This is a genomic window from Ruania rhizosphaerae (assembly GCF_009805705.1).
Lineage (GTDB): Bacteria > Actinomycetota > Actinomycetes > Actinomycetales > Beutenbergiaceae > Ruania > Ruania rhizosphaerae.
In genome coordinates this window covers 172553-194871 of record NZ_VSMB01000005.1, presented here as the reverse complement: position 1 = coordinate 194871, position 22319 = coordinate 172553, and the positions used below count along the sequence as shown (strand labels likewise).

20 protein-coding genes are annotated in these 22319 nt (G+C 69.3%); 9 read left to right on the top strand and 11 right to left on the bottom strand.

The window, feature by feature from the left end; translation table 11 throughout:
• Positions 1-4: 4 nt before the first annotated feature.
• Positions 5-1105 carry a YeiH family protein gene (locus tag FV560_RS09715; protein ID WP_159621328.1) on the top strand — a complete coding sequence of 367 codons (1101 nt, stop codon included), beginning with the start codon at positions 5-7 and terminating at the stop codon, positions 1103-1105.
• Between the two features lie 13 nt (positions 1106-1118).
• On the opposite strand, the gene FV560_RS09710 is transcribed toward FV560_RS09715, so the two are convergent.
• Positions 1119-1811 carry a DNA alkylation repair protein gene (locus FV560_RS09710; protein ID WP_159621327.1) on the bottom strand — a complete coding sequence of 231 codons (693 nt, stop codon included), beginning with the start codon at positions 1809-1811 and terminating at the stop codon, positions 1119-1121.
• A gap of 228 nt (positions 1812-2039) precedes the next feature.
• On the opposite strand from FV560_RS09710, the gene FV560_RS09705 reads away from it, so the two are divergent.
• On the top strand, positions 2040-5051 hold the full coding sequence (locus FV560_RS09705) for a tetratricopeptide repeat protein (protein ID WP_159621326.1): 3012 nt from the start codon (positions 2040-2042) through the stop codon (positions 5049-5051).
• Here FV560_RS09705 and FV560_RS09700 read toward each other — a convergent pair.
• Entirely contained in the window at positions 5037-5792 is a 756-nt protein-coding gene (locus tag FV560_RS09700; RefSeq protein WP_159621325.1) for an alpha/beta fold hydrolase, read from the bottom strand. The genes FV560_RS09705 and FV560_RS09700 overlap by 15 nt on opposite strands.
• A 165-nt stretch (positions 5793-5957) precedes the next feature.
• Between FV560_RS09700 and FV560_RS09695 the strand changes: the two genes are divergently transcribed.
• The 3 genes from FV560_RS09695 to FV560_RS09685 are packed head-to-tail and all read left to right on the top strand — an operon-like array spanning position 5958 to position 8307.
• A complete protein-coding gene (locus FV560_RS09695; RefSeq protein ID WP_159621324.1) occupies positions 5958-6644 on the top strand; it encodes a DNA alkylation repair protein in 687 nt (228 codons plus the stop codon).
• 11 nt (positions 6645-6655) lie between these two features.
• A complete protein-coding gene (locus FV560_RS09690; protein ID WP_159621323.1) occupies positions 6656-7198 on the top strand; it encodes a GNAT family N-acetyltransferase in 543 nt (180 codons plus the stop codon).
• Positions 7195-8307, top strand: coding sequence for a winged helix DNA-binding domain-containing protein (locus tag FV560_RS09685; RefSeq protein ID WP_159621322.1), 1113 nt, complete (start codon positions 7195-7197; stop codon positions 8305-8307). The genes FV560_RS09690 and FV560_RS09685 overlap by 4 nt, the downstream gene beginning before the upstream one ends.
• 27 nt (positions 8308-8334) lie before the next feature.
• Here FV560_RS09685 and FV560_RS09680 read toward each other — a convergent pair whose 3' ends face one another.
• Positions 8335-10068: an acetolactate synthase large subunit gene (locus tag FV560_RS09680; RefSeq protein WP_159621389.1), complete on the bottom strand. Its 1734-nt coding sequence runs from the start codon at positions 10066-10068 to the stop codon at positions 8335-8337.
• A 341-nt stretch (positions 10069-10409) separates the two neighbouring features.
• Positions 10410-11798, bottom strand: coding sequence for an NAD(P)-binding protein (locus FV560_RS09675; RefSeq protein ID WP_159621321.1), 1389 nt, complete (start codon positions 11796-11798; stop codon positions 10410-10412).
• Between the two features lie 183 nt (positions 11799-11981).
• On the opposite strand from FV560_RS09675, the gene FV560_RS09670 reads away from it, so the two are divergent.
• A complete protein-coding gene (locus tag FV560_RS09670) occupies positions 11982-12734 on the top strand; it encodes an alpha/beta hydrolase family protein (RefSeq protein WP_159621320.1) in 753 nt (250 codons plus the stop codon).
• 31 nt (positions 12735-12765) lie between these two features.
• Here FV560_RS09670 and FV560_RS09665 read toward each other — a convergent pair whose 3' ends face one another.
• Genes FV560_RS09665 through FV560_RS09650 form a run of 4 tightly spaced genes read right to left on the bottom strand, consistent with a single transcriptional unit; the run spans position 12766 to position 15536 of the window.
• The gene (locus tag FV560_RS09665; RefSeq protein WP_159621319.1) at positions 12766-13554 is read right to left on the bottom strand and encodes an SCO1664 family protein; all 789 of its coding nucleotides are present in this window, start codon (positions 13552-13554) and stop codon (positions 12766-12768) included.
• Positions 13544-14104 carry a DUF3090 domain-containing protein gene (locus FV560_RS09660; RefSeq protein ID WP_159621318.1) on the bottom strand — a complete coding sequence of 187 codons (561 nt, stop codon included), beginning with the start codon at positions 14102-14104 and terminating at the stop codon, positions 13544-13546. Before FV560_RS09660 ends, FV560_RS09665 begins: the two co-directional genes overlap by 11 nt.
• 10 nt (positions 14105-14114) lie before the next feature.
• Positions 14115-14834 (bottom strand): histidine phosphatase family protein, encoded by a 720-nt coding sequence (locus FV560_RS09655; protein ID WP_159621317.1) that lies wholly within the window; start codon positions 14832-14834, stop codon positions 14115-14117.
• 9 nt (positions 14835-14843) lie between these two features.
• A complete protein-coding gene (locus tag FV560_RS09650; protein ID WP_159621316.1) occupies positions 14844-15536 on the bottom strand; it encodes a DsbA family oxidoreductase in 693 nt (230 codons plus the stop codon).
• Between the two features lie 84 nt (positions 15537-15620).
• Here FV560_RS09650 and FV560_RS09645 point away from each other — a divergent pair, with 84 nt between their 5' ends.
• Positions 15621-16322 (top strand): GNAT family N-acetyltransferase, encoded by a 702-nt coding sequence (locus tag FV560_RS09645; protein WP_159621315.1) that lies wholly within the window; start codon positions 15621-15623, stop codon positions 16320-16322.
• Positions 16323-16341: 19 nt separating this feature from the next.
• Here FV560_RS09645 and FV560_RS09640 read toward each other — a convergent pair whose 3' ends face one another.
• Entirely contained in the window at positions 16342-17616 is a 1275-nt protein-coding gene (locus tag FV560_RS09640; protein WP_159621314.1) for an ATP-binding protein, read from the bottom strand.
• A 180-nt stretch (positions 17617-17796) separates the two neighbouring features.
• Complete coding sequence (locus FV560_RS09635; RefSeq protein ID WP_159621313.1) at positions 17797-18501, bottom strand: response regulator; 705 nt, start codon at positions 18499-18501, stop codon at positions 17797-17799.
• A 125-nt stretch (positions 18502-18626) separates the two neighbouring features.
• Between FV560_RS09635 and FV560_RS09630 the strand changes: the two genes are divergently transcribed.
• Positions 18627-20495 (top strand): sensor histidine kinase, encoded by a 1869-nt coding sequence (locus FV560_RS09630; protein WP_159621312.1) that lies wholly within the window; start codon positions 18627-18629, stop codon positions 20493-20495.
• A 92-nt stretch (positions 20496-20587) separates the two neighbouring features.
• A complete protein-coding gene (locus tag FV560_RS09625) occupies positions 20588-21688 on the top strand; it encodes a fatty acid desaturase family protein (protein WP_159621311.1) in 1101 nt (366 codons plus the stop codon).
• A 10-nt stretch (positions 21689-21698) separates the two neighbouring features.
• Here FV560_RS09625 and FV560_RS09620 read toward each other — a convergent pair whose 3' ends face one another.
• On the bottom strand, positions 21699-22313 hold the full coding sequence (locus FV560_RS09620; protein ID WP_159621310.1) for a cysteine hydrolase family protein: 615 nt from the start codon (positions 22311-22313) through the stop codon (positions 21699-21701).
• Positions 22314-22319 lie beyond the last annotated feature (6 nt).

The window sequence follows — 22319 nt, the reverse complement described above, 5'->3', positions numbered from 1 at the left end:
GAGCATGGCACCACCCCACCGCGCCACCCCACCACCCAGCGCGAACGCTGAGTTGTTCGGCGTTCAGGCGCGCAACGCCGAACAACTCAGCGTTCGGCAGACGGGTGCGGCGGGTGCAGCGGGCAGCGGGTCGGCGTTCACCGCACTCCTCATCTGCGCCGCGATCACCGCCGCCGCCACGTTCGCCGGCCAGGTGGTCCCTCTGGTCGGTGCCCCGGTGATCGCGGTGCTGGCGGGCGCCATCGTCGCCACCGCGGCGGGGCCCCGCCGCCGCCAGTCCTGGGCGCCCGCTCTCCCGGTCGCGAGCCGGTGGGGGCTCCAGGCCGCCGTCGTCCTGCTCGGGGTACACCTCTCCCTCGGTGAAGTGGCCGCCGTCGGGAGCCACGCCCTGCCCGTGACCATCGGAACCTTGCTGATCTGCCTGGGGGCCGCCGTCGGGCTGGGGCGCCTGCTGGGTGTGGACCGCGATCTGCGCACGCTGATCGGGGTGGGTACCGCGGTATGCGGAGCCTCGGCGATCGCAGCAATCACCCCGGTACTCCGCCCCGGCGGCACCCGAGTGGCCTATGCGTTGAGCACTGTGTTCGTGTTCAACATCGCCGCCGTGCTTGCCTTCCCCGCATTCGGGCACGCGTTGGGACTGAGCGACGAGGCGTTCGGGGTGCTCGCGGGCACGGCCGTCAATGACATGTCCTCAGTGGTTGCCGCGGCGGGCAGTTACTCCGCCGGGGCGGCGCACACCGCGGTGGTGGTCAAACTCAGCCGGACGCTGGCGATCATCCCGATCTGCCTGGTGTTGGCCGCCGTGGTCGCTCGCCGCGATTCCCCCACCGCTGCGAGGCGCCCGGTGTGGCGGTTGGTGCCGTGGTTCCTGGTCGGATTCGTCGCCGTGGCGGCGCTGAACACGCTGGGCCTCATCCCCACCGGCGTCCAGGCCGTGAGTGCACAGACCTCCACCGTGCTGATCACGGCTGCTCTGGCCGCGATCGGACTGGCGACCGACCTGCCCGCACTGCGCCGCACCGGCCCGGCGCCGCTGGTGCTCGGCGGTGTGCTGTGGCTGGTGGTCACGGGTGCGAGCCTGGGGTTGCAGGCGCTGTTCTGATCACCGCGTCTGATCACCGTGCGGTGAGTTCGGCCTTCAGCGTCGCGTCCAGCTTCCCGACGGCGGTGCGTAGCGCCGTCCGAGGAAGGTCACCTCCGCGCCGGCGCAGGAACGCCACGGCGGCGGCCTCGTCCTGCACGCTCACCTCTCGAAGCGCCACGCCCACCGACGATGTGACATCCGGCTCTGGATCACGGGCGAGGGTCTCGGCGATGCGCAGAGCGTCGGCGACCTCGCCGTGCCGGACGAGCCAGAAGGTCGCCGTGATCGCCGAGCGTCGTTCGTAGGTGTGGGGCGATGCGGCGAGGGTGTCGAGGATGCTGCGATCGGAGCGGGTGAGCAGCCAGCCGCCGATCACCCGGGGCGCTGCCCGGTCGACGAAGTCCCAGGTGTCGAGCATGTCGTGATGGTCGAGATAGAGCCGCGCAAGCTCGGCTCGCTGGTCGTCGGTCAGGCGCAGGCGGGCGCGGAAGTCCAGGATGCTCACGCCGACCATCCGCACCTCGTACCAGGGGGCTCGCAGCAACCGCGGCACGCCATCCAGGTCGATGTCGCGGTAGGTCTTGGCGAGGTCGAAGACCGTCTTCATCCGCACCCCGAGCGGGCGACTGCTCCCGCGCAGCCGACGGGCGATCTTCTCCTGCTCATTCTCCTCAGCGTGGGCAGACAGGAGCGCGACGATCTCGTTCGGTACTCGCTCCGACATCACACACCTCCTGAGCGCACAGTGTAAGAGGCCCCGCCCGTAGGGCGATGCCGCTGCGCGGCACCCGCACGGCCGGAACTTCTAGGGCCACCGCCGAGCCCGTCGCGGCCCGAGCCTCCTCCTGTGCGAGGCGCACCTGGTAGACCGTGCGGTGACAGCGGCCGAGGATCCGGCCAGGATAGGAGGCAGCCGCCCGGCACACCGCCCGGGTCGATCGAGAGGTGAGCCGTGCCGGAGCCAGCGTTCGTGGGGGAAGGACGCTCCGCCGTCGTGACGGGCCTGCTCGAGGCCTACGACCGGATCCGGGCGGGCGAACCGGCGCAGTGGATCGCACTCGAGGCGCCCTCCGGCTGGGGCAAGACGCGTCTACTGCGCGAGCTCTACCGCCGGCTGGCGGCGCATCGGCAGCCGGAGCCGCACTACTGGCCGGGCGATCTCTTCGGCGCGGACGTTCCCGAGGAGGTGGGCGCGCGGCGCAAACATCTCGTCCCGGAGGTCGAGCACACCCCCGGCAGCCTCCCGGCCTTCATGTGGTGGGGAATCGCCTGCTCACTGCGCGGCGGAGTCTCCTCGGCCTCGCTGCGGCACGACCTCGCACAGCTGCAGGCGCACGCTGACTACCTGGAGGACGCCTGGCGTCAGGCCGCACCCGCGCGCGGGCGATGGCGATCGGGCCTGAAGGATCTCGGTATCGCCGCGGCGGACGAGGCGGCGATGGAGGCGGCTGGCACGGCGGTCGAGGCTGTGGTGGGGGCAGCGATCCCGGGTCTGGGGCTGGTGCGCTGGCTGGGCGAGCGCGGAGTGGCAGGGGTGCGAGCGGCGGCCGAGCGACGGGAGCGGCTCGACTCCAGCGAACGAATCGCCGCCAGTGACCTCGTGTCCGAGACCGCGGCGATGGTCGACCGGCTCGCCGTGCCGGAGCTGCCCGTGGTGATCGTCGTCGAGGACCTGCATGACGCCGACGCGGGCCTGGCCGACCTGCTCGGATCGCTGGTGAGCGGGACCGCATCGGTGCTGGTGATCTCCACCTCATGGCCGGGGCGCACCGAGGACAACGAGCACGTGCGGCGCGCCCTGACCGCCGCGGGAGACCGGGTGGTGCGCCTGGACCACCGGAACGAGCGAGCGCCGGAACCGTTCGGACCCGATGCCTCGCTCGCCGCGCTGGACCCGGCGGCGCTGGAAGCGATCGTGCGCAGCCACTACCCGCAGGTGGAGCAGCGGACAGCGGCGCTCATCGCCGGACGCTACCCGAACCCACTCGCCCTCGAACTGTTCTGCCAGTTGCCGCGGGTGCGCCGCCGTGGCCGGTCGGGCGAGCTGCGGCTCGACGCGGCGACGATCGCCGAGGCGCCGGCAGAGATCCGCGGACTGTACGCCGAACTGTGGCGCGAGTTGCCCGAGACGGTGCGGGAGGCGCTCAGCCTGGCGACCCTGGGTATCCCAGCTCTCCTGGACGCCACGGCCGGGGCCGGCGAGTGGAACACCGACCTGCTGCTGGCCGCGCTGCGCGAGCTGGACTGGCCGTCGCTGCCGGAGATCGCCGAGGCGCTGCACACCGGCAGCGACGCCTACTCCTGGGCCAGGTCGGTGAGCACCATGCTGCGCACCTTCACCGAGCGGGACCAACGCGAGATTGCCGCCGAGGACGACACGTTCCTGTTCGACGAGGACCGTACCGAGGTGCGTACCGCGATCGGGGCAGCACTGGGAGCGTTCCTCACCGAGCATGTCACCGGATTGGAGGTCACCGAACGGCACCATCTCGCTGATCTCGCTGCAGTGCTGCACGCCGAGGGGTTCCTGCGCGATCCGGACGTACTGGCCGACGCCATCCGCCCGGCCGCAGAACTGAGCTGGGACGATCAGCGCGACCTTCCGCGATACCTGCGACTCCTGACGCGCGCGATCGAGGCCGGCCCATCTCTGGACCGGCTAGCCCGCGCCCACCTGCTGCGCGGGCATGCCTTCCAGCTCAGCGGCCGACTCGCCGAGGCGCTGGCGGACGCCGAGGCAGCGGCGCACGCGCCAGAGGCTCCGGAGCTGTTCGACCTGGAGGTGCTGAACCTGCGGGCCCAGGTGCTGACCGGGTTGTACCGCACCGACGATGCGGTCCGCGCCCACCAGAAGCTGGCCACGCGCATGGAGCAGGTATGCGGAGCCGCGCATCCTGACACCCTGGCCACCCATGCGACGTTGGCAGGCGCCCTCTCGCAGGCGGGGCGCGGCGAGGAAGCCGTGGAGCTGATTCGGCGGACGGTCGCGGTCGGCACGCAGCATCTCACCGGCGATGACGGCGTCCTCCTCGGGATGCGCGGAACCCTCGCCGCCCTCCTCGGTGACCACGGGCATACCGAGGAGGCACTCTCGCTGCTGACCGCCCTCGAAGCGGACTGCGTCCGGGCCCTCGGCCCCGAGCACCCCCGCACCCTCACGGTGCGGCGCAACCGGGCCGCCGGTCTGCATATGGCCGGTCAGCACGTGGCGGCAGTGGAACTGCAGCGTGCGCTGCTGGTGATCCACCATCAGGCCCTCGGACCTGACCACCCCAGCACATTCCTGCTGCGCCGCCAGCTCGGAAGCGCCCTGGCAGAGGGTTCAGACCCCCAGGAAGCCGTCGACGTACTGACGGCCTTGCACGCCCGGGAGGTGGAGGTGCTCGGGTGGGATCACCCCGACGTGCAATCAACCCGGCGGCTCGTCGCCGAGATCGCACTCCGAACCGGTGACGCCGCCACTGCCGTCCGGCTGCTGGAGCGGCACGTGCGGGACTGCGAGCGCATCTTCGGCGCTGACTCACTCCCGCTGCGCACGGCACAGGCGAAACTGGCAGCGGCGCTCACCCACACCGACCGGGCCGCCGAGGCGACACCGCTACTCGAGGACGTCGTCCGTGCTCTGCACACTCTCACCGAGCCTGACTCCGAGCAGATGTTCCACGCCCGCCAGCTGCTCGGGCGCCTGCGGACGGACACCGACCTTGGCGCTGCGGAGGAGCACCTGCGCGCCTGTGCACAGATCGCGATCGCCCGCTGGGGAGCCGCGGACCCGCGCACGATCGACGCCCGCGACGATGTTGCCCGCGTGCTCCGCGCCTCGGGCCGGCCCGCCGAAGCCCTGCACGAGTGGGAACAGATCGCGGGTGACCTCACCGGCCACGGGGTCGATCCGGAGATCACCGGATACCTGGAGCAGACGCTGGCGGAGGTCCGAACCGAGCTGGACTCAGGAGGGGCGTGACCCGAGCCGCTCGCTGATCCACGTGTCCACCACCGCGTGGAAGACCTCCGTCCGGTCCCGGCGCACGCAGTGCCCAGCACCCTCGATCACCTCGATCTGCACCCGCGGGTTGCCGATCGATTCGATCTCGGCCATCTGCGAGTGGTCGATGATGACCCCCTCGGTGCCGGTGACGATCAGGGTCGGCATCGTCAACCCTGCCACCAGCTCTCGCCAGGGCTCCGACGGCGCCACTCGCCCGAGCGCGAGGAAGTCACGGTCTGTCTTGGCGTGGGCCTCCTGCCAGGGGGCGATCTCGGCGGCCGGCCAGACCGGGCTCGGTTCTCCTCTGCCGGCGAGGAACGTCTGGCCGCGTTCACGCTCCTCGGCACCGGTCAGGTCCCGCCAGGCCGGGTCTTCGAGCACGAGCGATCCGACGAGGTCTGGACGGCGGAACGCCACTGCCGCCGCGGTGGCGCCACCCATGGAGTGGCCGATGAGCACGACCGGAAGGGCCAGAGTCTCCAGCAGGGCGATCACCTCCTCGACCATCACGTCCACCGGCCCGCCGTCGAGCTCGTCGGGCCGGAACCGGTCCGAATCCCCGTGCCCGAGGGCATCCGGAGCGACCACCCGGTAGTCGCGCTTCCACCGGGCGACCGCATCTGCCCAGCACAGGCCGGAATCCGTGATCCCGTGCAGGAGCACGAGGGCCGGGCGATCGGTGGTTCCCCAGGAGTGGACGGCGAGGCGTGTCGTCATGCCCGAGAGTGTAGGGCTCACCGGGGTGCGACGGACCGGGATGAAGTCGACGGACATACTGCCGTGTGTTGCGTATACAGACCCACGTGGCAGTATTCCCGTCGTTTTCATCCGGCTGCGCCAGAGTCCGTCCTAGGCTGAGCAGGAAACCCGGAGGTGCACGAGATGACTGAGCCAGCACACCAGCACGAGCACCTGGACGCCGTGCTCGCCGAGCTTGCCGCGCTGGAGGACCCGAAGATGCGGGAGGCCAACGAGGCCCGAGGCGACGATCACGGGGTGAATCTCAGCAAGCTCCGTGCCATCGCGAAGCGACTCAAGACCCAGCAGGACCTCGCGCTCGCGCTGTGGGCCACCGATGACACCGCGGCGCGGCTACTCGCCCTGCTGATCTGCCGCCCGAAGGCGTTCGAGCGTGAGCAGCTCGATGCGATGCTCCGGCAGGCTCGCCCGCCGAAGGTGCATGACTGGCTCGTGAACTACGTGGTGAAGAAGAGCCCGCACACGGAAGCGCTGCGGCAGGTGTGGATGGCCGACTCCGACCCCGTGGTTGCCAGCGCCGGGTGGGCGCTCACCGCGGACCGGGTGGTGAAGGAGCCGGACGGACTCGACGTGGACCACCTGCTGGGAGTGATCGAGGCCGAGATGGCCGAGGCCCCGGAGCGACTGCAGTGGGCGATGAACACGTGCCTGGCGCAGATCGGGATCGCTCATCCGGGCCACCGGAACCGGGCAGTCGCGATCGGTGAGCGGCTGCGGGTGCTGGAGGACTACCCGACCTCGCCCGGCTGCACGTCCCCGTATGCGCCGGTGTGGATCGCCGAGATGGTGCGGCGCCAGGACGGGTCGTAGGTTCTGTCCTCATGTACCTCACCTTCACCGCGCTGACGCGGGCCGACCTGCCGCTGCTGGGCCGGTGGCTCACGGTGTCAGCGGTCGCGCGGTGGTGGGCCGACCCGTCCGATCCCGCCGCTCTCGAGCGTGAGTACGGCCCTCGCATCGACGGCCGCGACCGCGTCCCCACCTGGATCGTGCACCTCGACAACCGGCCGATCGGGCTCATCCAGTGGTATCGCTACTCCGATGAGCGCGAGTACCTCACCCAGATGCGGCAGATCCTTCCCGTACCCGGGGACGCCGTGTCCATCGACTACCTCATCGGGGAGGAGTCGGCGCTCGGTCGCGGCGTCGGGCCGGAGATGATCGACCGGCTCGTGCGTCAGCAGTGGGCGGTCCACGCTGATTCCGGTGACGTCGTCGTGGCAGTCCATGCCGACAACACGCGCTCCTGGCGGGCGCTGGAGAAGGCCGGGTTCAGCCACGCCGCGGATGGTGAGCTCGACCCGGACAATCCCGTCGACGACAGGCGGCACCGCATCATGGTCCGCCGGAGGGTGCAGCCATGAGCCGTGAGATCCCGGTACCGCTGGCGCGTGGACGGCGCCGGCAGCGGCAGTTGCTGGGCGGATCCCGTCTGAGTCCGGGCGAGGTGGTCGAGCGCGCTGTCGCGCTCCAGGGTCAGGATCTGCCCGCTGTGCTGCGGGCTATCGCGATCCGCTCGCGTCCGGGCACCACCGTCGACGACGTCCGGCGGGCTTTCGATACCGGTCACCTGGTGCGGTCCTGGCCGATGCGAGGCACCCTGTTCGCCACCACACCAGGGCACCTGGCCACCCTGCTGTCCCTCACGGCGGAGCGGACGCACAGGGCGACCACCCGCCGTCGGGAACAACTCGGTTTGGACGATCACACGATCGGGAGGGCACGCGATCTGCTGGCCGAGGCGCTGCAGGAGCGTCCACGCACCCGTGGCGAGGCGTTGGAGCTGTGGGACACGGCGGGGATCGCTACCGCGAACGGGCGCGGCTACCACCTGCTGATGCATCTGGCGGTGGACGCACTGATCCACTGGGGTCGATTCGCCGAGACCGGCGACCAACTCCTCGAGCTGACCACCACCTCCCCGGAAGCGGATCCGGACGCGGCACTGGCCCAGGTGATCCGGAGCTACGTTGCCGCCCGCGGACCGGTGACGCTCGCCGACCTCGCGTGGTGGACCAAACTGCCGAAGACACAGCTGCGGAAGGCCGCGGCCACGATCGAGGACCTGGTGGAGGTGAGCGTGGACAGCACCGCCTCCTGGATACTCGCCGATGATCAGGAGCCAGACAGCGACGCGCCTGGGTCCGGACTGCCCGCGAACGAGACTCCGCAGATCGACCTGGTCCCCGGTTTCGACGAGTGGATCCTCGGCTACGCCGACCGGTCCCTGGTCGCGAGCCCGGAGGCGCTGCGTGCGCTCGTGCCGGGCGGCAACGGGGTGTTCCGGCCAGCGGTACTCGTCGACGGCGTCGTGGTGGGCACGTGGAAGCCGCCTCGGAAGTCGGCTCGGAAGTCGGGTGGTGCTCGGATGTCAGGCGGCACCGTCGTAGAACTGGTGGAGCAGGTCAACCGGGGCACCCGGGCGCGGATCGATGCGGCGATCGAGCAATGGCCACACCAGACCAAGGCGTGACACGGAGCAACTGCCTGAAGGCGGCCGTCACTCCTCGCCGAACGAACGCTCGTGCGCGTAGCGAATCTGATCGTTGCTGACGCCCTGCGGCACCATCGGCCACACCATCGAGTCGCGACTGACCACGAAGTCGATGACCACTGGCCGGTCATGGATCCCGAGTGCCGTCTCGATCGCGGCGTCGATCTGGGCCTCACGCTCCACCCGCATTCCCACGCACCCGTACGCTTCGGCCAGACCCACCACGTCCGGGATCGGAGCCTGCCGCTGCGGCCCCAGGTCACTGTGGGAGTACCGCTGCCCGTAGAACAACGTCTGCCACTGCCGGATCATCCCGAGCCAGGAGTTGTTGATCACGGCAACTTTGAGGGGGATGCCTTCGATGGCGCAGGTCGCCAGTTCCTGGTTCGTCATCTGGAACGACCCGTCACCGTCGATGGCCCACACCACCCGCCCCGGTGCGGCGACCTTCGCACCCATGGCCGCGGGGATGGCATAGCCCATCGTCCCGGCGCCACCTGAACTGAGCCACGCATAGGGGCGCTCGAACGGCAGGAACTGCGCGGCCCACATCTGGTGCTGCCCGACGCCGGTCGCGTAGATGGCCTCCGGGCCGGTGAGGTGGCCGAGCTGCTGGATCACCTGCTGGGCAGGGATCCGTCCGTCACTGGCGGGCGGGTAGCCGAGTGGAAAGTCACGACGGAGCCGGTTCAACTCGCCCCACCACGACTCCAGGCTGGCTCGGTCGGCCGGGTCGATGCTCCGAACAGCCTGTGCCAGCTGAGGCAGTGCCGAGCGCACGTGAGCAACGATGGGGATATCGGCATGGCGAACCTTGGAGATCTCGGCGGGGTCGACGTCCAGATGGACCACGCGCGCCTGCGGTGCGAAGCCACTCCGGACGCCGGTGACCCGCTCGTCGAATCGTGCACCGACGGCGATCAGCAGGTCAGCGCGCTGCATTCCCAGCACGGCGGGGACCGTTCCGTGCATACCGGGCATTCCCAGTGCCAGCGGATGGGAATCGGGGAAGGCACCACGGGCATTGAGCGTCGTCACCACCGGGGCACCCACCACCTCGGCCAGCTCGCGCAGCTCGTCCGCGGCCCGTCCACGGACCACGCCCCCGCCCACGTACAGCACGGGCCGGTGCGCTCCGGCGATCTCCTGCGCAGCCCGTCGCACCTGGGAGTGGCGGACGCGGCCGGCGGCTCGCTCGGGATCGCCGGGCGGGTTCGACGTCGGCCACACGAACGGCGCGGTCTCCTGCTGCGCATCCTTGGTGATGTCCACGAGCACCGGCCCGGGCCGGCCGGAGGTGGCCAGCGCGTGTGCGTGCGCGAGAACAGCGGGGATGTCCGCAGGATCAGTCACCAGGAAGGAGTGCTTGGTCACCGAGAGCGTCATGCCGACGATATCGGCTTCCTGAAAGGCGTCTGTTCCGAGCACATGGGAGGAGACCTGACCGGTGATCACCAGCAGCGGCACCGAGTCCAGCTGGGCATCCAAGAGTGCCGTGACGAGATTCGTCGCGCCGGGGCCGCTGGTTGCCATCGCGACACCGACCTGACCGGTGGTGCATGCGTAGCCCTCGGCCGCATGCCCGGCACCCTGCTCGTGGCGGACGAGCACGTGCCGGATCCGGGTCGAGGAGAGCAACGCGTCGTAGGTGGGGAGGATGGATCCGCCGGGAATCCCGAAGACGTCGCGCACCCCGAGTCGCTCCAGGGAGCGCACCACCGCTTCGGCGCCTGTCATCATCGTCCCGTCGGGGACGCCGGGAGGAAGGAGGGCCGGCCGACGCCGGGTCGAGCGTAAGGATGCAGACAGGGGCACGGACACGAGAACACTCCTGGACACGAGAGGCACACGTCTCGCGCTGGCAGGGAGTCCGCACGAGACCATGGACGGTCGCTGGGCTCAGAGTGATCCGGATAGGAACGGCCCTCACCGCTGGCGCACGACTCGGAAACGAAGTCCGGCCACACGCCCGACGCGGTTGCGTCTGCCCAGGATCTCTTCGGGTCGAAGGAGGCTGGGCTTCCCGCAGGCTAGCAGATCTGATCGACTCCTCGGCCAGCATCCTGTGCGCTCCGGCAGCCTCACACCGCTCGATCGTGGAGCCGGACGAGCGCAGCCAGGCCCGGACCGGTCTGTATGGCCAGTCTGTGCTGCACGGCCTGCAACGCCGGCGAGCTGAGTCCAGCGGGTACGCGGGCTGGGTTCAGTGCCACGGTGTGCGCCCAGGCGGCAATGTCCGGCTCCGCACCGAACGCCATCGCCGACCTCGTTCCATGAATGTTCGTTCTTACCCAGTCCGCCGGTGTGCTCGGGTAGGGCGAGGAGGGGCACACCCGGTTCTTCGCATCATCGTGCTTCGCATCGTCGCCGGCCCGGGTGGCTTCGATGTAGCCGATGAGCGCTGCCCCGAAGCACGGGAACCCGGCCCGGGTCGGCTGAACCGTGATCGCATCACGCCCCCAGATCGGGACCGACGATTCATGGCGCAGCCCGTGCGCTGCGCAGTGCACGATCAGAGCGTCGTCGTGGACGTCCACAGCGCCGCCGTCGAGGATCAGCCGCCCTCGCTCCACGCGCCGCAGGCGCCCACGTCGAACCACGTTCTCGATACTGCGCAGCGAGTCCAGCTCCCACGTGGCCAGTGTGGGAGCCCGCGCCATCGTGGGCGTGAGTGCCCGGTTGATGCGCATCATCACGCCGGCCTCTTCGAGTCGGAGGAACAGGTCGTCGACCGACCGCGCGGCCACCGCACTCTCGAAGATGTCGGCCGCCATATCCAGGAACACGTCCGGATCGGGCTGCACCTTGGCGCGGTTGAGCATCCACGGTTCACGCGGCCGCACCCAGCAGATCCCCTCCGGGTCGACGCCGTGGCCGAGCAACCAGATCACAGCATCGGTGGCGGTCTTCCCCGACCCCACGATGACGTACTGGCTCGGGGCATCGTCCACTCGCGGGAGATCGTTGACGGCCACGACGCGCGCCCGGTCGGCGACCTCGAAGGGCGGCGGGGTCGTCGCCGGGATCTCGGGGGCAAGGTACTGCGCGTCCACGATCCGGCAACGCTGCGACACCTCGTACCGGGCGCCGTCGCACGTGAGTACGCGCCGGTCCCAGTCGTAGTGGCTACGCGGGAGGAACCGCACCTGCCCGGACGCGACGAGGCGATTGTTCAGTACTGACTGGTAGTAGGCGCAGATCTGCTCACGGTCTGCCCGTTCGTGCAGTCCCGCTTCGGGTCCCTGCGTCTGACGGCGTCCCTCACCGAGCAGCGTCGAGGCCACCCCGTAGAACGAGGAGGCCTGATGCAGGCGTACGAACGGGTAGGCGTCCAGCCAGTGCCCGCCCGGGCCAGGGCGCCGGTCCACCAGCGTGACGCTCGCGTCACTGTGATCGATCAGCGCATCGGTGAATGCCATACCCGCGGCGCCGGCGCCGACGACCAGGTAGTCGCTGTCCACCTTGCCCATGGCCTGCTCCTTGCAGCCGGGTCCGGGTGCACCCAGACCCTCATCCGCAGCCTAGCGCGACTGCGGATTCGCGCATCTGCGACCGATCTTCTCGGCTTCTGGGCTATGTCGGGCCACCACCGGGTCGGCGCGGTGGCAGGCGGTACGGTGTCCGTCCGAGGACTCATGCTGGAGGGATCACGAATGGCCGAACGGGTGCGCTTCCCGAGCTCAACGGGACCGACACTCGCGGGTGTGCTCGACGTGCCCGAGGGCGCGACACGAGGATGGGGGATCTTCGTGCACGGCTTCACCCTCGGCAAGGACTCCCCCGCGGCTGTGCGTATCTGCAAGCAGTTGGCCGCCGAGGGCATCGGGATGCTCCGCTTCGACGCCCTGGGGCTCTCCGACTCCGACGGCGACTGGGGTGATGGCTCGTTCACCGTGAAGGTTCACGACACGGTGGCCGCCGCGCGATTCATGGCCGAGCGCGGTATGCCCGTCTCCGTCCTGGTAGGCCACTCCTGGGGTGGTGCGGCCGCGATCGCCGCCGGCCGGGATGCCGACGTGGGCGCCGTCGTCAGCATCGGGGCACCTTCGGACCCGAGCAATGTGGAACGTCACTACGACGCGGTGGTCGGCCGCGCCTGCCAGGACGGCAGCGCCGAGTGGCTGGTCGGCGGCCGGGCACTGACCCTCAAGCGTGCCTTCGTGGAGGATGTGCGGAGCGCGGACCTGACGGACAAGGTCAGCACCCTGGACCGGCCACTGCTCATCATGCACTCCCCCATCGACAACACCGTCGGCATCGACAACGCCAGCGAGATCTTCCGGATGGCCCGCCATCCGCGCAGCTTCGTCTCGCTGGAGGGGGCCGATCACCTGCTGACCGAGCCCGGGCAGGCTCAGCGCGCGGCGCGGATCGCGTCGGCCTGGGTGGAGCCGTACCTGCGGTAGCCCGCGATCACGTGAGGTTCTCCCGAGCCCATCAGAACAAGGGCCAGGGAACCGCTGGGGCATGCCCGTCAGGCTGAGGAAACACCCCCGTAGCGAGGAGATGGTCGCATCGCGCGGCGAGGGCCTCGACCTCCGGCTGGCTCAGCAAGGCACAAAGCCGCTGTCCGAGATCGCCGCTCAGCCCCGAGACCACCCGCTCCACCCCGGCGATCTCGCCGGAATCGAGGGCTTCGCCGATCCATCCCCACAGCACCGTCCGCAGCTTGGGCTCGGTGTGGAAGCTGACTCCGTGGTCCACGCCGTAGCGGTGACCGTCGGTCGCCGGCAGGATGTGGCTGCCCTTGCGGTCGGCATTGTTGACGAGCACGTCGAAGACGGCGATGCGGCGCAGGGCCGGAGAGTCCTCGTGGATGACGGCGACGGTCTGACCGCCCTCGTCGTGCCCTTCGAGCACGGTGCGCCAGCCCTGCGGCACCGCGGTCGAGCGGACGACGTCCACCGGATCCTGCTCCGCATCCGGCTCCTGCCACAGTTGCACCATGCCGGGCCCGAGCGGTCCGTCACGCACCCACGTGCGGGGGACGATCCGCCAGTCAAGGGCCTCGGAGACGAGGGAGGCGGCCACCTCGCGAGGTGCGAGAGTCTGGTCCGGGAAGTCCCACAGCGGCCGCTCGCCGGCAGTTGGTTTGTAGACGACGCGGACGTCACCGATCCTGCCGACGAACGTCGCGTTGGAGGCGACGGTGATCCGCCCCTCGAGCGTCAGTTCCCCGGCCTGCAGGTCCTGCTCGTCGAGTGCGATCGGTCTCTCACTGGTCATCGAGCAGGTTGCAGACGTGTCCGTCCGGGTCGACGGGGCGGGCGCAGAGCGGGCAGATGGGGCGTCCGGCGAGCGCGACCTCGCGCGTGCGCTGCGCGAACGCGCGTGCGGTGCCGACCGGGATCCGCACGCGAAGCACCTCGCTCGGCTCGTACCTGGCGTCCTCATCCGGGCCGTCCACGTCGCCCTCCTGTGAGGCCTCCAGGGCAAACGCTTCGATGACGATCTGCGCCGTCCGGGGATCCCAGCCCAGGCCCAGCGCACCGGAGCGGAAGTCCTCCTCGATCGGCTGCTCCAGGGGGTCGGTGTCGACCAGTTCGGCCGGTACACCCTTCGGGGCGCTGGCCGGGTGGTCAGGGTTCTGCGACACCTCGTCCAGCAACTGGTCCATCTTCTCGGCGAGCAGGACGGACTGCTCCTTCTCGAGCGCCACGCTGGTGGAGCGGGCGCCGTGTCGGACCTGCAGGTAGAAGGTACGTTCACCGGGACGACCGACGGTCCCGACGATCACACGATCGGGCCAGTCGTACTCATGGACGAGGGTCGGCATGGCGACCAGTCTACGAGGCGGAACCTCCGCCGTCGTGAAGGCCTGCGCTCTCGCGCCCGGCCCCGCCCCCGACCGGCGCATCCGCCGCAGGTGCGGCCGAACGCAACCACGTCAGGTCACCGAACTCGGTGTTGGTCGAGATCACATCCGGCCTGGAGGTGCCATAGCGGATCACGGAGATGGACGCCGGGCCCACGTTGAGACGCTGGAAGAGGTCGAGGTGCATACCCAGCGCATCGGCGAGGACGGACTTGATGATGTCACCGTGGCTGACCACAGCCCAGACCGCGCCCGCGCCGTGCTTCGCCTCGATCTCAGCATCACGGCGCCGGATGGCGCCCACCGCGCGCGCCTGCATCGCCGCGAGCGACTCACCCCCGGGGAAGACGACCGCGGAGGGCTGGCTCTGGACCACCGGCCACAGCGGCTCCTTGACGAGGTCGCCCAGCGACAGGCCCTGCCAGCGCCCGTAGTCGCACTCGGTGAGGGCCTCATCCAGCCTCAAGTCGAGATCGTCCTGCTGCTCCAGGAGAGTCCGGGCGGTCTGCACGCACCGCTCGATCGGACTGGAGACCACCTCCACCAGGGGAACCACGGCGAGTCGCTGCGCGGTGCGCTCGGCCTGCTCCCGGCCGAGATCGTCGAGCAGTACACCTGGCGTGCGCCCTGCGAGGACGCCGTCGACGTTGGCGGTCGAACGTCCGTGCCGGACGAGGATGACGGTGGCCATAGATGCAGCCTAGGCCCGGGCCTGCGCACCGGCGGCTCGGGTCTCGTCCCAGCTCGTCTGCAGCGCCTGCACGAAGACCTCCAGCGGCTGAGCACCCGAGACGGCGTACCGGCCGGCGAAAACGAAGAACGGCACGCCCGTGACGCCGATCTCCTGCGCCTGCCGCCGGTCCTCCTCGACGGCATCGGCATGTTCGCCACTGGCCAACGCGGCGAGCGCGGCCTCCCGGTCCAGCCCGGTCTCGGCGGCGAGGTCACCGAGCACCTGCGGGTCGGCGATGTTGAGCCCGTCGGTGAAGTAGGCCCGGAACAGGCGCTGGATCATCTCGCGCTGCCTGCCGTGGCCGGCGGCATGATGACTGAGTTCGTGCGCCTTCCGGGTGGTGACCGCCGCCGCACGGTCGAAGCGGTAGTCGAGTCCGAGCTCCCGCCCCCGCGCCGCCACCTGCTCGTTCATCGCGGCCGCCTGCTCGCGGGGGATGCCGTGCTTGCTCGAGAGCAACTCGTCGACGGAGACCGGGACATCGCTGGTCAGGTCGGGCATGAGGAGGAAGCTGTGATACCGCACCTGGACCGGCCGGCCGAACTGCTCCAGCGCCTGCGTGAGCAGCGCATCGCCCATGTAGCAGAACGGGCACATGACGTCGCTCCACACGTCCACCGTGAAGCCGCCCGTCGGGCCGTGGTCGTCTCCCGCGCTCATCTGCCCCGCCTTCCTCGAGTCATGAGGCCACTCTGACATGATCGGTCCGCCGCCCGCGTACATGGCAGGCATGAGAGGAGCAGCGTGACCGAGGTGAACGAGTTCGGCCAGCCAGTGGGCGACGTGGTCCGGGACTGGAGTCCGGCGCAACGCCCGGCGGCCGGGACCCTCCGCGGCCGGTACTGCACGCTGGAACACCTCGAGCCTGCCCGGCACGCCGACGATCTGTATGACGCGTACGCCGCTGCCCCCGACGCTCGGGACTGGACCTACCTCGGAGTCGGCCCGTTCACCGCTCGGGAGGACTATCGCGACTGGGCACAGGGCGCGGCGAGCAGTATGGACCCCTGGCACTACGCCGTCGTGGACAACTCCACCGGGCGTGCCCTGGGCACGCTGGCGCTGATGCGCCAGGACCCCACCAACGGCGTGATCGAGGTGGGGTGGGTCACCTTCTCCCGTGCGTTACAGCGCACCTGGGCGTCCACCGAGGCGCACTACCTCCTGATGCGGTACGTCTTCGACGAGCTCGGCTATCGCCGTTACGAGTGGAAGTGCGACAGTCTGAATGCTCCCTCGCGCAAGGCCGCTGCCCGCCTCGGCTTCAGCTACGAGGGCACGTTCCGGCAGGCGGTCGTGGTGAAGGGGCGTAGCCGGGATACGGCGTGGTTTTCTCTCACCGACGGCGAGTGGCCGGGTGTGCGCGCCGGCTTCGAGGCGTGGCTCGACCCGGGCAATGCCGACGACGGCGGCCGGCAGCTCTCCCCGCTGCGCACCCGGGCGTAGGGCATCACCGCGCCGGATATCACGGGCCAAGGAGGGAGAGCGGCACCACGGCGACACCGTCGCGGCGCCGATAAGCAGCTGGACCTGTCGTCACGATCACCTTGTCCGCCAGCCGATCGCCGAGTTGTCCCTCAAGCCAGTTCAGGTGCCGAACGTCTCGGTCTTGCGGCGGACCGCCGGCCAGCTTGACCTCGATGGCGACAACGCGATTTCCCGGGCCCTCGACAATCAGGTCGACTTCGCGTTCGCCGCCGCGAGTGCGCAGATGACCGACGTTCGCCCCGACCGCGTCCGCGTACACCCGCACGGACTGAGTCACCAGTGACTCGAAGAGTGCCCCGAACATGCTTCCCGTCCGCTCGGCGACGCGGTCGCCCGCTCCGCTCAACAGATCACCGCCACCCAGCGTGAGGAGGCGGGCTGCTAGGGCCGGGTCAACAAGGTGATGCTTCGGTGCCGCCCCCAGCCTCTTCAGCGGCGAGAACATCGGCAGCCAGGCCTCGACCGGGTCAAGGATGTAGAGGCGCAGCAGATGTTCCCGGTAGGTGGTCGCCGTCTGGCGGACCGGCTTGTCATCCTCACCGGGTGTCGCGGCGTCGAGAATGGTCGTGTAGGACGCTGTGGTGGACGTGGCGGCCCCATAGGCGCTGAGCCACTTCCGAAGCGAATCCGGCCGGCGGATGACGGCCCCGCTCTCGGGGAGCTCACGCTCGACCAGCCGGCTGAGGTAGCTGTCCAGCTGGGCGTCCCGAGCGCGCGGCGGCAACGCGCGGATCGCCGGAAATCCTGACCGGACGATCTCCTCGGCATACTCAGCCACGCCGAACGAGGTGTCCCCACCCACGCGTTGGCGTCCGCCGGTGAGCAGACCCGCCAACGACACAGAAGGCGATGCGGCACCACGCTCGACCATCGACATCGGACGCATGGTCACGCTGACGATGCGCCCTGCACCCGAATGTATCCGCACCCCGGACGGCACGCCGGCCGATCCGGCAAGCAGGATCCGGCCACCGGTCGGGTCTGCGTCGACGGCCCGCTTCACCGCGTCCCACACCGGGGGGTACAGCTGCCACTCGTCGATCAGGACCGGACCGGCACGTGCAACCTCCGCATCGGGCTGTGCCGCGACCCGATCCCGCACGAACTCACGCGAGAGATCGAGCACCCGTTCGACACGCTCGGAGGCCGTCGCGGTCTTCCCCACGCCCTTGGCGCCCTCGATCGCGATCGCCGCCAGATGCGGGAACAACTCGTCGAGGACCTGGTCCAGCACACGCGCCCGGTACGCCATGCCAACCAATTTAACAAATTGTCGCGTTTCTATCTAACAAACTGGCGGCCAGCTATCTCACAATCCGCCGGTGGCGAGTGGCTGATGCGCGCAGGTGCCGTTGCCTACGCACCGCCGACCGCGAGGTAGATCCCCGCCGGATCGCTGACGCAACGCCGAGGTCGAGGGCGTTCCGGGCGCTCACCGTTCTGGGCGGACCAGTCCGGACTCATAGGCGGTGATGACCATCTGGGTGCGGTCGCGCAGTGCCAGCTTGCTCAGGATGCGGCTGACATGGGTCTTGACGGTCTGTTCGGAGACGAAGAGCTCATTCGCGATCTCGGCGTTGGAGTAGCCACGGGCCACGGCGCCCATCACCTCGAGCTCGCGTTCGGTGAGGTCGCCCAGCTCCGGGCCCGGCCCGGAGGGGCGGTGCGGCCGTGCCGCGTAGTCGGCGATCAACGAGCGGGTCACTCTCGGCGAGAGCAGCGCCTCGCCTGAGGCAACCACCCGCACGGCGTGGATCAGCTCTTCGGGAGGGGAGTCCTTGAGCAGGAAGCCGCTGGCACCGGCGCGCAGGGCGGAGAAGATGTACTCGTCAGCGTCGAAGGTGGTGAGGATGACCACGCGCGGCGGCGTGCCGGGCATCGCACCAATGGCACGAGTGGCGTCGAGGCCACTGACCTTCGGCATGCGGATGTCCATCAGCACCACGTCCGGTTGGGTACGGCGCACCAGATCGGTGATGCCGAGCCCGTCCTCGGCGGTTCCCACCACGGTCATACCCGGCTGAGCGTCGAGCAGTGCGGCGAATCCCGCACGAATCATGGACTGATCGTCAACGATCGCCACCCGGATGTCGCGCTGCTCGTCCGTCGACGTACCGGGGGTGGAATGAGGGACCATGGGTCCCAAACTATCGGCGCACCGGACGGCGTGCGTCGACCGGAGCAGAAATCCCTCGCAAGTAGGGGCGGTTTGGCTCCCACGAGGGACGCGACGTGAGACGGGGTGACCATAGCGTGCCGAGAATGGACGTGCAGGCATCATCCGCCCGGCTCGCTCGACTGGCACGGGACTACCGCTACATCTTGCCCGGGCTGCCGTTGGCCGTGGTGAGCTTCGGCTTCTTGGTGCCGTTGAGCGCGCTGTCGATCGGCACCTTCGTGATCTGGTTGGGTGCGCTGCTCATGCCGATGACGTTGTTGCTCGGAACCAGCATGGCCGACCTCTCCCGGAGCCGGCTGCGGTCCTGGGGCCGGCCGGTGGCACGACCGCGCTACCGGCCGATCCAGAAGAGCGTGACCGGTCTGATGCGGGTGATGACCGATCCACGCCGCTGGCTCGACTTGGTGTTCGAAACGGTCATCGCCTTCCCGATGCGATTGATCACCTTCGTGCTCGCGGTGACCTGGCTTGGTGTGGCCCTGGGCGGCCTGACCTCCTGGTTCTGGAAGCTCTTCATTCCCGGTGAGCAGAGCGAGGGCACCGGTTGGCCACTGCTGCTGGAGCTCATTGCCCCGGAACTCGCCCCACAGAGCGCACGGGGGATGTATGTCCTCGATTCCGTCATCAACCTGCTGATCGGCGCGGGTGCGCTGATCAGCCTGCCGTGGGTGATTCGCGGACTCGCCCGGGTGGATGGGGTGATCACCCAGGCCCTGCTGGGCGGAGCACCATCGGCGGCCGGTTCGGGGCGGCCCTCCGACAGCCCGTACTCAGCCCCGTCGTTGGTGATGGGCGCCAACGGGTGGGCATGGGTCAGCACCGGCTTCACCGCGGTGATCCTGCTCGCCGTCACCTGGCCGGTGCTGGCCAGCGTGCACGGCGTTCAGCCGGCGATCGCGATGGTCCTGGCGCTGACCCAGAGCGCCGCCCTCGTGCTCGCGGTGCGCTGGGCAGGTGGTGCGGGTTCGGTGATCCTGCTCTCGGCGCTGGGCACGATGCTCGCCACGGCGAATCTCACCGGAGCAGACGTCGCTCCCCACGGCCCCTGGCCGTGGCCGGTGACGACCGTGATCGCCTACTGCCTGGTGATCGTGGTGATCGCGCTGCGCCACCACTGGCTCTGGGCCGCCGCGGTCTGGTCTGCCGGAGCCGTGCTGACCGTAGGCGCCTTCCTGGTGATCGCCGGGGAGATTCCCGACGGCGGACTGGCCAACGCCATCGTGCTCGCCTCGGTCAGCGCCGGCCTGGGGATGTTGGCGATTCTCGGGCGCTTGTGGATGCGTAATCTGGGCCGGGCCGAGCGGGCTGAGCGGGTCAGCGCCGAGGAATTGCAGCGCCGCCGCGACCTCGAGGAACGCAACCGGATCGCACGCGAGCTGCACGACGTGGTCGCACACAGCATGTCCGTCATCAACGTCCAATCCACGACGGCGCGGTACCGCAAACCCGGTATCCCACCGGAGATCCAGCAGGAGTTCGACGACATCGCGGAATCCTCCCGCCAAGCGCTGAACGAGATGCGCGCCCTGCTGGCGTTGCTACGCACCGGCGAGGTCCCCACCGCTCCGGTCCCCACCGTGGCTGACATCCCTGACCTCATTGAGGCCACCCGTGCCTCCGGCGCACAGATCAGCTATTCCGGCCCCGACACCACGGTTTCCCCGGCGGTCGGGCTGACGGCGTTCCGGGTGGTCCAGGAGGGGCTGAGCAACGCCCTTCGGCACTCTCCCGGGTCCACGGTGGACGTCACAGTGGCGACCGAGGCGGGCGCGGTCACGGTGCAGGTGCTGAACTCGGCGCCGGTCTCCGATGAGGAGAACGCGCCAGGCTCAGGGTTGGGACTGGCAGGCATCCGTGAACGCGTCACCACGGTGGGTGGCACGGTCGAGGCGGGGCCACGCGCCGAGGGCGGATACCGGCTGTATGCACGGATCCCGGTCGACGGCGGCTGACGGACCACGGCACTCCCCTACCTGAGTAGGGGCATCAGAATGGCTCGTGCGGGTGACGCGCCGGGTCGAACCTCGTTCCTAACGTGCCAGACATGACGACGATCGACACCCTCGCGCCCCCACCGGCCCAGGCTGCCCCACGCCGGGCAGCGCGCGTGAACCCCGCGAAGGACTTCCTGGAGTTGTCCCGCCGGGTGAAGGCTTCGGGTCTGATGCGCCGCCGGCCAGGCTGGTACATACTCCGGGCCGTCGTGCTGGCGTCTGCCTTCGCGGGCGCCGTTGCGTTGCTGCTGACGCTGGGACAGAGCCCATGGCAGTTCGCCGTGGCCGGACTGTTCGGTGTGCTGCTGACTCAGGCCGCGTTCTTCGGTCACGATGCGGCGCACCAGCAGGTGTTCAGTTCCTCCAGCCGCAACGAGTGGCTCTCGCGGGTCATCGCGAACCTGGTGGTCGGGCTCAGTCATGGCTGGTGGGCACGCAAGCACGGCAAGCACCACGACCGCCCCAACACGATCGGCAAGGATGGGGACATCGCCACTGGCGCCCTGGTCTTCGACCCGCAGGATGCGCCCGGACGTACGGGGATCATCGGGTGGATCACCCGGCGGCAAGGGTGGCTGTTCTTTCCGATGCTGACGCTGGAGGGGCTCAACCTGCATGTCAGCGCCGTGCGCACGCTGGTCGAGGAGCGAGACCTGAGCTACCGCCGGGTCGAGGCGCTGTTCCTGGCGATCCGGCTGCTCGGATTCCCGGCCCTGGTGATCGTGACGCTGGGACCGTGGTGGGGACTGGCGTTCCTCGCAGTCCAGCTCATGGTCTTCGGGGTGTACATGGGCGCCAGCTTCGCCCCGAACCACAAGGGCATGCCGCTACTGGCCGAGCGCGAGACGATCGACTTCCTGCGCCGTCAAGTGCTCACTTCCCGCAACATCCGTGGGGGCCGTCCGGTCTTCTGGGCCATGGGCGGGCTGAACCACCAGATCGAGCACCACCTCTTCCCGCGGATGCCGAGCGTGAACCTTCCGCTGGTGCAGCCGATGGTGCGTGAGTACTGCGCCGAGAAGAACATCCCGTACACCGAGGCAGGTCTGTTCGAGTCCTACGGGATCGTCATCCGGTACCTCAACCGGGTCGGTCTCGGGGAGGCAGACCCGTTCGAGTGCCCGCTGACCTCGCGGTACCGGCCGTTCTGAGGAGCGAGGATCAGAACGCCTTGGCCACCTCGGCCGATTCCATCGGCTGGGAGAACATCGGGAAGTCGTAGGTGATGGCGTTGTCGTGCTCTTCCACCGAGGTGGCTGCCACGCAGTCGGTCAGGGTGATCACCCGGTAGCCGTTCTCGTAGGCGGACCGCATGGTCGACTCCACACAGCAGTTGGTGAGGAATCCGCCGAGGATCACGGTGGTGATTCCCTTGCTGCGCAGGATGAAGTCGAGGTTGGTGCTGGCGAAGGTGTCGAGCCCGCGCTTGCCCTCGATGAGGATGTCACCCTCAGCCGGCGTGAGGTCGTCGACGATCGCGGCACCCCAGGTGCCCTTGACGAAGGCGTTGCCGTCAACCACTCCGGCGAGGATCCCGTAGGGGTGCTTCGTCAGCTCCCCGTAGCCGGGTGCGAACGTGATCGGGGCGTGCATGATCGTGCAGCCGGCCTTCCGGGCGGCCTCCACGAAAGCCGTGGTCTTCGGGAGCATCTCGGTCTTGTCCATGACTGCCGAGACGGCCTCGTGCAGCACGCCGCCAGGCGAGGTGAACTCATTCTGGTACTCGATGAGGACAACGGCCGTGGTCGCAGGGTCGAGAGTGAGCTGATCGGACATCGTGGC

Excerpts from the sequence above, each read along its gene's own strand:
- FV560_RS09715 (WP_159621328.1), top strand. The coding sequence starts at position 5 with ATGGCACCACCCCACCGCGCCACCCCACCACCCAGCGCGAACGCTGAG.
- FV560_RS09710 (WP_159621327.1), bottom strand. The coding sequence starts at position 1,811 with ATGTCGGAGCGAGTACCGAACGAGATCGTCGCGCTCCTGTCTGCCCAC.
- FV560_RS09700 (WP_159621325.1), bottom strand. The coding sequence starts at position 5,792 with ATGACGACACGCCTCGCCGTCCACTCCTGGGGAACCACCGATCGCCCG.
- FV560_RS09695 (WP_159621324.1), top strand. The coding sequence starts at position 5,958 with ATGACTGAGCCAGCACACCAGCACGAGCACCTGGACGCCGTGCTCGCC.
- FV560_RS09690 (WP_159621323.1), top strand. The coding sequence starts at position 6,656 with ATGTACCTCACCTTCACCGCGCTGACGCGGGCCGACCTGCCGCTGCTG.
- FV560_RS09685 (WP_159621322.1), top strand. The coding sequence starts at position 7,195 with ATGAGCCGTGAGATCCCGGTACCGCTGGCGCGTGGACGGCGCCGGCAG.
- FV560_RS09680 (WP_159621389.1), bottom strand. The coding sequence starts at position 10,068 with ATGATGACAGGCGCCGAAGCGGTGGTGCGCTCCCTGGAGCGACTCGGG.
- FV560_RS09675 (WP_159621321.1), bottom strand. The coding sequence starts at position 11,798 with ATGGGCAAGGTGGACAGCGACTACCTGGTCGTCGGCGCCGGCGCCGCG.
- FV560_RS09670 (WP_159621320.1), top strand. The coding sequence starts at position 11,982 with ATGGCCGAACGGGTGCGCTTCCCGAGCTCAACGGGACCGACACTCGCG.
- FV560_RS09665 (WP_159621319.1), bottom strand. The coding sequence starts at position 13,554 with ATGACCAGTGAGAGACCGATCGCACTCGACGAGCAGGACCTGCAGGCC.
- FV560_RS09660 (WP_159621318.1), bottom strand. The coding sequence starts at position 14,104 with ATGCCGACCCTCGTCCATGAGTACGACTGGCCCGATCGTGTGATCGTC.
- FV560_RS09655 (WP_159621317.1), bottom strand. The coding sequence starts at position 14,834 with ATGGCCACCGTCATCCTCGTCCGGCACGGACGTTCGACCGCCAACGTC.
- FV560_RS09650 (WP_159621316.1), bottom strand. The coding sequence starts at position 15,536 with ATGAGCGCGGGAGACGACCACGGCCCGACGGGCGGCTTCACGGTGGAC.
- FV560_RS09640 (WP_159621314.1), bottom strand. The coding sequence starts at position 17,616 with ATGGCGTACCGGGCGCGTGTGCTGGACCAGGTCCTCGACGAGTTGTTC.
- FV560_RS09635 (WP_159621313.1), bottom strand. The coding sequence starts at position 18,501 with ATGGTCCCTCATTCCACCCCCGGTACGTCGACGGACGAGCAGCGCGAC.
- FV560_RS09630 (WP_159621312.1), top strand. The coding sequence starts at position 18,627 with ATGGACGTGCAGGCATCATCCGCCCGGCTCGCTCGACTGGCACGGGAC.
- FV560_RS09625 (WP_159621311.1), top strand. The coding sequence starts at position 20,588 with ATGACGACGATCGACACCCTCGCGCCCCCACCGGCCCAGGCTGCCCCA.
- FV560_RS09620 (WP_159621310.1), bottom strand. The coding sequence starts at position 22,313 with ATGTCCGATCAGCTCACTCTCGACCCTGCGACCACGGCCGTTGTCCTC.